Consider the following 10,089-nt stretch of genomic DNA (forward strand, 5'->3'; position numbering starts at 1 on the left):
TACTTTATTACCAGCATTTATACCGCCAGTCTTGCTAATACTCGCTGTATTTGGCGTCTGTGTCGTACCATCCGCATTAACGAATTGCATACCATCTTTGGTAACACTCAATCCGCCTGTTGCATCTTTTACAACCAAGCCTGAATTATCAAGTTTGCTATTCCCTGTGGTAACACTATCAATAGTAATATTTTTAGCTAACTTAACTGTAAGTGTGTCCGTCCCATTAGAAACAACACCAATATTATTATCAGCGAGTTTTGTTGTATCTGTTACACCACCTACAATTTTTGAGGTTTCCCCAATTTTTCTAGCGAAATTATTTCCAGTCGTTACTGAGTTTGTTGTACTAACATCACCCTCATATTTAAGATTCGTTGCTTTTAACTGTGCAACTGTTACAGCATCTGTATCTTCAGCACCATCCGCTAAATTTTGAATACGACGTTTTTGTGTATCAGAACCTACGGAAACTACACCTACAGCAGCTGTAGTAGCCTGATTTGTAAGGTATGCCGCTTTTGACATCGCGATTGTTTTTGAATTATTCCCTAATGCAACTGAATTATCTAAACTTGCATTTGCACTATTACCAACTGCTATACCGCTTTTAATATTACCAGCTGTTGCATCATTACCAATTGCAATACCGCCGTCCGTGCGTAAATATCCAGCATTATCAGCATTTGCACCTGTACCTAGTGCAATACTATACGCATATGCTTTTGTATCTTGCCCAATTGCTATCGCATTAACATCAGCTACTCCTCCTGATCGACCAGCATCTGCATTTGCTCCAAGTGCAATACTATTATTGGAAATAGCTCCAGCAGTATTTCCTAAAGCTATTGCATTTGCACCACTCGCTGTTGCGATATTCCCCATTGCAATACTAAAATCACCTGTAGCGTAGCTTTGACGCCCCATAGATATTGCAGTATTACCATTCGCTTGGTTAGCAGTACCAATAGATGTTGAAGATAGACCATTTGCCGTATTGCCTGTTCCTAGCGCTACACCATAAGAACCTGCAACAGAGTTACCTAATCCAATAGCATAACCTGATGTTCCATTTGTTCCAGTAGCAACCACATTGTAAGCACCAAGAGCTAGTCCTCCACTGCCATCTACACTCGCTTGTGCTCCAATTGCAATGCTTGTAGCTAGTACAGTTCCACCATTCATGACATAGGCAACATTTCCACTGCCTGCTCGACGATCTAGTATTCCCTGATTTGTGGTAGTTACTGCCGAAGCACTAGCATTACCATTTGCAGTTTTTGTACCCCCATCTTGATAAGTATAGGTATTTGTTCCTATAGCAATACTACCATTACCAGCCGTCCCATAAGAACTATTCCCAGCCCCCGTTCCTGTATTATTCCATGCGGCCATCGCATTTGGACTAAAAGTTACCATCAAGGCAACAGTTGTAGCACCAATAATTACCGTGACTTTAGAAGATTTTGTTTTACCTTTAGCGAGTTCAGACACTGCAACCCACGTCCCCAAAGTAGCATTCCAGATGACTTTATAAATCTTGTTCATTATGTATTCCTATTGGTTCGTGGTTGCAGAATATTTTTTGGTCTGCAAACACTCATTAGTTTTCGCTACAGAATTGTTCTGTAACTTGATCTTTTTTTGCTTATTCCTTTTCAAACTACAGATTGTTATTACCTGTAGTCTTGTGTTTTTTGTGTGCGTAGATTTTTATACCCCTTACTTTTGCACATAATTCATACAAACCGTTTCCCTTATTTAACAATCTGTTCACAAAAAAAGCAATCAATTTTATGTGAAATAATTGGCTTTTTTATTTCAAAAACGTCACTAGCATCCACTATGTTCATTTTCCATTAAATTCATTATGTTTATTAATATATATATTTGATTCAAAATATTAAAAAATACCAATTATTATTAAATTTAAATTCAAAATAACTTGAAATAAATTACCTTTATTGACTATTTGTGACTTTTTTTGGCATTTTTATTCTTATTTTTACTACATTTTATAATTGATTAGTTTACATAATTTAACTTTGTTTTTTTTCTAAATTATGTTTGTGATCATTTATTAGTATTTCATAAAAATAGCTTTGCTATAATCAACACCAGATCTTTTATATCGAGCCAGAGCTTTGAGAATTATTTTTGCAGGTACGCCTGAATTTGCTGCAAGTGCATTGGCGGCATTGTTAAATACCAACAATGAAATTGTTGCTGTCTATACGCAACCTGACCGCAAAGCAGGTCGTGGGCAAAAACTAACGGCCTCTGCCGTAAAGCAATTGGCACTCGAACATGATCTTCCTGTTTATCAACCTTTACATTTTAAATCTTCAACAGAAGAAGGTTTAGCCGCACAAGCAGAACTCAAAGCTTTAAATGCCGATGTCATGGTCGTTGCTGCTTATGGACTTATTTTGCCGCAAGTGGTTTTAGACACACCCAAATATGGTTGCCTCAATATTCACGGTTCACTATTACCTCGTTGGCGAGGTGCTGCACCTATCCAACGTGCAATTGCCACAGGTGATGCAGAAACAGGTGTGACCATTATGAAAATGGCGGCAGGTTTAGACACAGGTGATATGATGCTCAAAACCATTTGCCCAATTACCTCAGATGACACATCGGCAAGCCTACATGACAAACTTGCGCTACAAGGTGCGACAGCCATTTGTACTGTTTTACAATCTGAAGATACGCTCAAAACTGCTTTAGATAATCGTGAAGTGCAAGATGAAGCACTGACAGTTTATGCACATAAATTAACAAAAGCTGAAGCGCAAATTGATTGGTCACAATCCGCAGTTGCTATTGACCGTAATATTCGTGCTTTTAATCCATGGCCTGTCGCATTTACACCGCTCGATGAAAATAACAACTTACGTATTTGGAATTCATCATTGTCAGATGTCAATGCAGGGCAAGCTCAAGCAGGCGAAATTGTACTTCTCGATAAACATGGCGTGCATGTCGCATGTGGCGATCAACGCTGTATTTGCATTACCAATTTACAATGGCCGGGTGGCAAAGCCCTAAACGCTGTACAAATTAATCAAACTCAAAAACTTACTGTTGGACACATTCTATAATGAAGCAATCTCCCCACGCCTCAGGTAAAAACTTAAACTTACGTGCTCAGGTTGTGAAAACGTTATTGGCTGTCCAAAATGGTCAATCGCTTTCTTCAGTTTTAAATCAGCATATCAATATCGTGTCAGACAAAGACCGTGCGCTCTATCATGAGTTGGTTTACGGTTGCTTGCGTCAATGGCATGCGCTAAAACAAGTGACATTACCATTGCTTGCAAAACCACTTGAAAATGAACTTGTTGAAACGTGTTTATATTTGGGTTTATACCAATTACTTTGCACACGTGTCGCTGCTCATGCTGCAATTTCAGAAACTGTTGAAGCTACCAAACAATTGGGAATGGAAAGTTTAAGCGGTGTGGTAAATGCAATATTACGTCGTGCTACACGCGAGTCTGAACAATTTTATGATGTACTTGAGCAGGCATCAAACCTACCAAGTTGGCTTGCTAAACGCCTGAAAAAAGATTGGGGCGAAGAACGTTTGGCTGAACTCAGCTATGAATTAAAACAAACTGCACCACTGACTTTACGTGTCAATACTCGCCAAGTTAGCCGTGAAGAATACCTCGATATTTTGGAAGATGAAGGCATCGATGCGCATCGTTGTGAACTTTCTAAAGTCGGTATTGTGATGGATGAAAGCCTGCATATTCCAAGTTTACCTGGTTTTGAAGCAGGTGGTTTTTCAGTACAAGATGAACACGCTCAGCTTTGTGCAACATTATTGCCAAATTTAGATGGTAAGTTTGTGATTGATGCCTGTGCTGCACCTGGCGGAAAAACTGCACATATCTTAGAAACTTTTGATGTGAAAAAATTGATTGCACTTGATCAAGATGAAAAGCGCTTAAAGCGTGTAGTTGAAAATCTAGATCGTTTATTGCTTGATGGTAAACACGTTGACGTTATTACTGCAGATGCTGCAAAATGGTCAGCACCTGAGCTTGCAGATTGTATCGTACTTGATGCACCGTGTTCTGCAGTGGGTGTGATTCGTCGCCATCCTGACATTCGTTTATTGCGTCAGTCTACTGACATTGCAAAAACTGTGATTTTACAAAAGCAAATTTTGGAAAATATGTGGTCGCAACTGAAAGTTGGTGGTACTTTACTTTACATTACTTGTTCTATTTTAAAAGCTGAAAATGAACAGCAAATGATTGAGTTCTTTGCTCATCATGCCAATGCGCAAGAAGTAAAAATTGAAGCGGATTGGGGCATTGAACAAATTCACGGTCGTCAGCTTTTACCACAAGTCGGTCATGGTGATGGTTTCTATTATTGCCGTATTGAAAAGATTGCATAAAATCTTAAAAATCTCCCTCTTGGGCAACTTCGTTGCTCATCTTTAAAAAGAAGGAAAATCATCAATATCAATAAGTTTTCGTTGATGAAAGCTCCCTCCTTTGAAAAAGGTGAGAAGCATTGCTTCGCAAGGGGGGGAGGATTTAAAAAACTGACACAAAAAAGCAGGCTTTAAAAGCCTGCTTTTTTTAACGCTTAAACTTGTATTTGAAATACAAAATTAAAGGGTATGTTGATCTTTTATATCTTCAAGAACGTCATCGAGCTCTTCAGGGTTTTTCATCAAGTGTAAGATCGAAAGAATCAACCCCCCCCAAAGAAAAACCATTGAAATAATCATCATAATGATTGCAGAAGTATTCATTGTTCAGCTCCTTATCGATCTTTAACTTGGCTAAGTACAAGTGCCACAACCGCACAGAATGCCACACAGCCCCAACCAAAAATCATCAACATACTTGAGCTATAAGTATCATAACCTTTGGTCACTAAGCTAAAGATTGTCATACACAATGTCACAAGTAAAATTAGTGATGTGATAACCGTCAGTGTGAAATCCCAACCTTTACCCAATTGAACAGTAGAAATACGGTTCACGTGATCACGAAGCTCAATCAATGCTGAACGCTTGAACCAAGCTACAGTAATAATTGACAATAAAGCACCACCGATAATGCCGATGTTATTGATAAAATGGTCAATAATATCAACAAGTTTAATCGCATTAACACTTGAAAATAAAGTGATTGAAACAAGCGCACTACCACCACCAATAATGGCTACCGCTTTTTTACGACTCCACTTTAACTTATCTTGCATTGCTGCAATTGGCACTTCAAGGATCGAAACCATTGAAGAAATACCCGCAACGAAAAGCGAAGTAAAGAATAATAAGCCAAATAAATCTGCACCTGAACCTAGGCTTGAAATGATTTTAGGAAATGCAATAAATGCAAGACCAATACCACCACTCACAACTTGATCAACAGGTTTTCCTGCTGCAAAAGCCATAAAGCCCAATGCCGCAAAAATACCAATACCTGCCAAAATTTCAGTCGATGCATTGGCAAAACCAACAATCAGACCCGAACCTGTCAAATTAGTTTTTGGCTTTAAATAAGAGGCATAAGTCACCATGATGCCAAAACCCACAGACAACGAGAAGAAGGTATGACCATAAGCCGCAAGCCAAACTTTATAGTCCATCATCGCAGACCAGTTCGGGGTAAAAAATGCATTTAAGCCTTGAGCTGCACCCGGTAAACGTAATGCTTGAATCACAAGAATCGTAAACAAAATGAAGAGTAAAGGCATAAAAATTTTATTGGAAAGTTCAACCCCTTTTTTCACACCACCAAATAAAATGATCAGTGTAAGTACCCAAATTCCTGTGATCGGCCAAAATAAATGACTGACAAATTGAAAATCAAAGGTTGATGCTTTTGACGTTTGCAAATAAGTATTGAAGAAGAAACTTTCAGGATCACTTCCCCACATTTGTCCCACAGAGAAGTAAACATAACTTCCTGCCCAAGTCAGTACACTCGCATAGTACAAACCAATCACGATACACACACATACTTGCCACCAACCTAACGTTTCACCACCTTTAAATAATGCACGGTACGCTTTTGGAGGAGAAGTATTATTTTTATGTCCTGTCGCATAATCTAAAAATAACAGCGGTAAACCCGCAGTAATTAATGCAATCAAATATGGAATTAAAAATGCACCACCACCATTTTCATACGCAACATAAGGAAAACGCCAAATATTACCTAGCCCTACAGCAGATCCAACCGCTGCGATGATAAAGCCTGATCGTGATGTCCAGTTCTCACGAGAATCTGTCATAAAACACCTAATTTTTTTGTAGATGCCTTCTTTTCCGCTTGTTATTGGTCATATTGCGGATAAAAAAGTACCGAGAATTTAAATTTTGTTGTTTGAATTCAACAGCGCCTTTTGAGCACTTTGTTATCATTGCAAACCAGTCATCCTACTAGCATTCTTGGTTAAAGAACGCCAGCAAAAATCACTGTTTAATGATGCAACAATACCTGTTTTTCTTAAGTTTTTCTGTAATTTGTACCGTTTTCTACTGAATAATTTAAGCATTCAACTGCTATTGGTCGTTTTTTTAGGCTATTTTTTTTACTCATGCTCTAAAGCCAGACTATATTCAACTTTTAGCTAATCTATTTAAGTTGAATCGGAAGGCGATAATGACCTGTAATCTTATACTCATGCAAAATATCATTCTCCTGAGTTCCTCGACCAATATTGTGAATAATCAAAGGTGTTTTAGAAAATAAAGTGGTTTGATTTGAAACAATACCAATGTGTACTAAACCTTTACCTAAATCCCAAGTGACAATATCGCCAGCTTTGAAATTCTGATCTTTCACTACATAACCTTGACGTTGAAAATAGGTCTGAATATTCGGCACACGTCGATGATCGATATTTTTATCGGGACTTTTCAGCCCCCATTTTTGGGGATAATTTTTAAAATTTTCTTTCATATCTTCATGAATGCGCTGTTGTAAATCAATATTTTGATGACGCAAAGCACGTACCACAACATCGGTACAGACACCTTTAATCAATGGCACATCACCCGTTGGATACTTCAAAGCTGTATAAGCCGGATCATAATACAAGGTTTGTCCAATTTGAGAACGTGCATCTTTTACCAATTGTGTAGACTGAAAAGCCCAAAGTTGTAGGCTCAGTAGCAATAGAAAAAGTGAAAATGTTAATCGTACAATAGAGACTTTAATCATCGTTATATCTCCTCAAAATCTAAAATTCAAAACTAAAAGAAGGAGCCGAAGCTCCTTAAAATTCATTTTATTGTTTAATCACCAATAAACGCTCTTCTTGCATATCACGGATCGCAGACTGAATGCCTTCACGCCCTAAACCTGAATCTTTCACACCACCATAAGGCATATTGTCGACACGGAATGTTGGAATATCATTAATAATTACACCGCCAACATGCAAATGATCCCATGCATACAGCATCTTATTAAGATTCTGCGTATACACACCCGCTTGTAAGCCAAAACGACTCTTATTGATGGTGGAAATTCCTGCTTCAAAATCTTTATACTTTTCTAAAATAGCAACAGGTCCAAAAGCTTCATCTTTATAAACTTCTGAAGCTTCATCAACATTTTCAAGTAATGTCGGTTCAAATATGTTCTTGCTCAACACACCACCACTGAGAATTTTTGCGCCTTTTTTCTCGGCTTTATCGACCCATTTTTTCAGACGTAAAGCTTCAGCTTCTTTAATCATTGGCCCGACAAGCGTTGTATCTAAAGATGGATCAGCGGCTTTAATTTTTTTCAATTTAGCGACTAATTTTTTCTTCACATCGCTGTAAATATCGGCATGCACTAAAATACGTTGTATGCTAATACATACCTGACCTGCATGTCCGTATGCCCCACCAATAATACGATCAATCAAAGCATCAGTTACTTCAGTATCAGGTTCAATGAGTACCGCTGCATTGCCACCTAGTTCTAGAGTCACTTTTTTACGACCTGCGCGAGCTTTCATGTCCCAACCTACTTGGTCAGAACCCGTAAAGCTGAGCAACTTAAAACGGTCATCGGTCACTAAAATATCAGCATGTTCACGCTGACAAGGCAATACTGAAAATGCGCCTTTAGGTAGATCAGTTTCCGCTAAAACTTCGGCAATTTTTAAAGCAGAGATTGGCGTTAAACTTGCAGGTTTTAAAACAAATGGACAACCTGCTGCAATTGCAGGTGCAATTTTATGTGCGGTTAAATTTAATGGAAAATTAAAAGGGCTAATTAACGATACAGCCCCAATAGGGATATTCCGCACCATCCCACGATATGACCCTGCTGCTGCAGTCACAGCTAAAGGCATTAAGCGACCTTCATCAAGTGTAGAAACAGCATCTGCCGCGATTTGAAAAGTATTAATCAAGCGTTCAACTTCTGCTGCCGCTGCATTACGAGGTTTACCGCCTTCAAGAATTAATAATTCTGTCAGTTCATCACGCATTTCATTAAAACGCTTAACACAATGCAATAAAATCTTTTGTTTTTGAAAGGGCTTTAATGCTGCCATTTCTTGTTCAGCTTTTACCGCTGCTGAAATAGCCCTTTCTAAGACCTTATCATCTGCCAATGCTACACGTGCATAAATGTTCCCACTAAACTTACAATGTACATCTAACCATTGTGTTGTTTTAACCGCTTTTCCAGCGACATACAAAGGTAATTCTAAAATTTCTTGCGTAGACAAGGTCATGATTTCCTCTTTATATACATTCTGATAATGAAAAAATACTTCAACCGCTATATCATGCGCTCATATTGAAACCGAATGAAAGGTGTTTCAGTAACAAAACAAGGGAATGAAAATGTCATTTCCACCAATGAGAGCATTATGAAAAATATTCAATTATCCGTTTTAGCAGTAACTTTAGGTTTGTGTTCATTTGCACAAGCAGATTTCATCGGATTAAAAGGTGATATTAGCTATTGGAATGTCGATGGCAAAGCCAATATTGATGAAAAAAACCTAGCAGATCAAGATATTGACCGTGATGGTACAGTGCAAATTTCTGCTGCTTTTGAGCACCCAATTCCACTTATTCCAAATATCAAAGCAAAATATACACAGCTTAATTTCGATACTGAAGCAGATCAATACGGTCTAGCAAATACAGAACTTAAACTCGATCATACCGATTTAATTCTTTATTATGAAATACTCGACAATATTGTAGATGCTGATATTGGTGTCGGTGCAACACGTTTAAATGGTGATGTAAAACAATTTGGTAAATCACTCAATGTCGATGAATATGCACCAATTATTTATGCTGCGGCGGGCGTAAAATTACCTTTCACAGGTTTAAATGCGAAAGCTGAAGCCACTTATACCAATGTAAATGATGTAAAAATCACTGACGCTCAAGCAGAAATTCAATACAATTTTATACAAAGCATGCTTGCTGATGTTGGCTTAAAAGCAGGCTATCGTATTTTAAATATTGAATTAGATGATACAGAAAGCCGTGATATGAAGTTTGAGTTTAAAGGCCCTTATATTGGTCTAGATGCTCACTTCTAATTGAAAATACTCAATTAAAGTATTTAATTAAGAAAGCGAATCATCCTAATCATTACTAAAGCAGATCAGACGATCTGCTTTTTTGTACGTAAAAACTTACAAAGACTACCGTAATTAACATCTGTTCCGATTTTATGATCAATCGTATTCTACTTGTATAGGGAACAGGAAGTTTCCCAGACAAAAAACAACAATAATTGGTCTGATTAACAGGAAGTAAGGTAGAACAGGAGTTTACCTAATACATGTATATAAAGAGAACCTCATCAGGAAGATGGGGTTCTCTTTTTTATTACGTAGTTTTTATGAATTGAACCTTATAAGTTCATGAGATACTCAACAATCTGTTGCTGATCGGCCATTTCAGCGAGCTGTAAGGCTGTATATTCACTTTTATAATGTGCATCTGCGCCTTGCTGAATAAGTAATTGAACAATCTCCAAATAACCATTTTCAGCGGCTGCCTGCAATGCACTATAGCCTTCATCATCGGTCTGATTGGGGTCAATGCCCTGCTCAAGTAAGGCTTTCACTTGTTCAATTTCACCT

The 10,089-nt window shown here is 37.9% G+C and carries 9 protein-coding genes; 3 read left to right on the forward strand and 6 right to left on the reverse strand.

The annotated features are described in order from the left end of the window. On the reverse strand, positions 1–1,548 hold a 1,548-nt coding region (locus tag FW754_RS16075), incomplete at its 3' end, for an ESPR-type extended signal peptide-containing protein (RefSeq protein WP_446325212.1). Positions 1,549–2,144: 596 nt separating this feature from the next. Here FW754_RS16075 and fmt point away from each other — a divergent pair. Both fmt and rsmB read left to right on the forward strand, forming a co-directional pair. Further along, on the forward strand, positions 2,145–3,104 hold the full coding sequence (gene fmt, locus FW754_RS16080; RefSeq protein WP_446325213.1) for a methionyl-tRNA formyltransferase: 960 nt from the start codon (positions 2,145–2,147) through the stop codon (positions 3,102–3,104). Next, positions 3,104–4,414, forward strand: a complete 1,311-nt coding sequence (rsmB, locus tag FW754_RS16085; RefSeq protein WP_409512914.1) for a 16S rRNA (cytosine(967)-C(5))-methyltransferase RsmB — start codon at positions 3,104–3,106, stop codon at positions 4,412–4,414. The genes fmt and rsmB overlap by 1 nt, the downstream gene beginning before the upstream one ends. Positions 4,415–4,633: 219 nt before the next feature. On the opposite strand, the gene FW754_RS16090 is transcribed toward rsmB, so the two are convergent. The 4 genes from FW754_RS16090 to FW754_RS16105 all read right to left on the reverse strand — a co-directional run bounded on the left by FW754_RS16090 (position 4,634) and on the right by FW754_RS16105 (position 8,712). Next, a complete protein-coding gene (locus tag FW754_RS16090; protein ID WP_409512915.1) occupies positions 4,634–4,777 on the reverse strand; it encodes a methionine/alanine import family NSS transporter small subunit in 144 nt (47 codons plus the stop codon). Positions 4,778–4,788: 11 nt separating this feature from the next. After that, positions 4,789–6,267, reverse strand: a complete 1,479-nt coding sequence (locus FW754_RS16095) for a sodium-dependent transporter (protein ID WP_419349767.1) — start codon at positions 6,265–6,267, stop codon at positions 4,789–4,791. A gap of 344 nt (positions 6,268–6,611) precedes the next feature. Continuing rightward, a complete protein-coding gene (locus FW754_RS16100) occupies positions 6,612–7,199 on the reverse strand; it encodes a DUF1287 domain-containing protein (protein ID WP_446325214.1) in 588 nt (195 codons plus the stop codon). A gap of 67 nt (positions 7,200–7,266) precedes the next feature. Continuing rightward, positions 7,267–8,712: an aldehyde dehydrogenase family protein gene (locus FW754_RS16105; protein ID WP_446325215.1), complete on the reverse strand. Its 1,446-nt coding sequence runs from the start codon at positions 8,710–8,712 to the stop codon at positions 7,267–7,269. Between the two features lie 138 nt (positions 8,713–8,850). Between FW754_RS16105 and FW754_RS16110 the strand changes: the two genes are divergently transcribed. Continuing rightward, entirely contained in the window at positions 8,851–9,540 is a 690-nt protein-coding gene (locus tag FW754_RS16110) for a TIGR04219 family outer membrane beta-barrel protein (protein ID WP_409512919.1), read from the forward strand. A 317-nt stretch (positions 9,541–9,857) separates the two neighbouring features. On the opposite strand, the gene FW754_RS16115 is transcribed toward FW754_RS16110, so the two are convergent. After that, on the reverse strand, positions 9,858–10,089 hold a 232-nt coding region (locus FW754_RS16115; RefSeq protein WP_446325216.1), incomplete at its 5' end, for an ankyrin repeat domain-containing protein.

This window comes from Acinetobacter sp. 1207_04 (genome assembly GCF_052850415.1).

What these genes read in the sequence shown, in the direction of transcription:
- FW754_RS16100 (WP_446325214.1), bottom strand. Translation starts at nt 7,199, where the DNA reads ATGATTAAAGTCTCTATTGTACGATTAACATTTTCACTTTTTCTATTG.
- FW754_RS16090 (WP_409512915.1), bottom strand. Translation starts at nt 4,777, where the DNA reads ATGAATACTTCTGCAATCATTATGATGATTATTTCAATGGTTTTTCTT.
- rsmB (WP_409512914.1), top strand. Translation starts at nt 3,104, where the DNA reads ATGAAGCAATCTCCCCACGCCTCAGGTAAAAACTTAAACTTACGTGCT.
- FW754_RS16110 (WP_409512919.1), top strand. Translation starts at nt 8,851, where the DNA reads ATGAAAAATATTCAATTATCCGTTTTAGCAGTAACTTTAGGTTTGTGT.
- FW754_RS16105 (WP_446325215.1), bottom strand. Translation starts at nt 8,712, where the DNA reads ATGACCTTGTCTACGCAAGAAATTTTAGAATTACCTTTGTATGTCGCT.
- FW754_RS16095 (WP_419349767.1), bottom strand. Translation starts at nt 6,267, where the DNA reads ATGACAGATTCTCGTGAGAACTGGACATCACGATCAGGCTTTATCATC.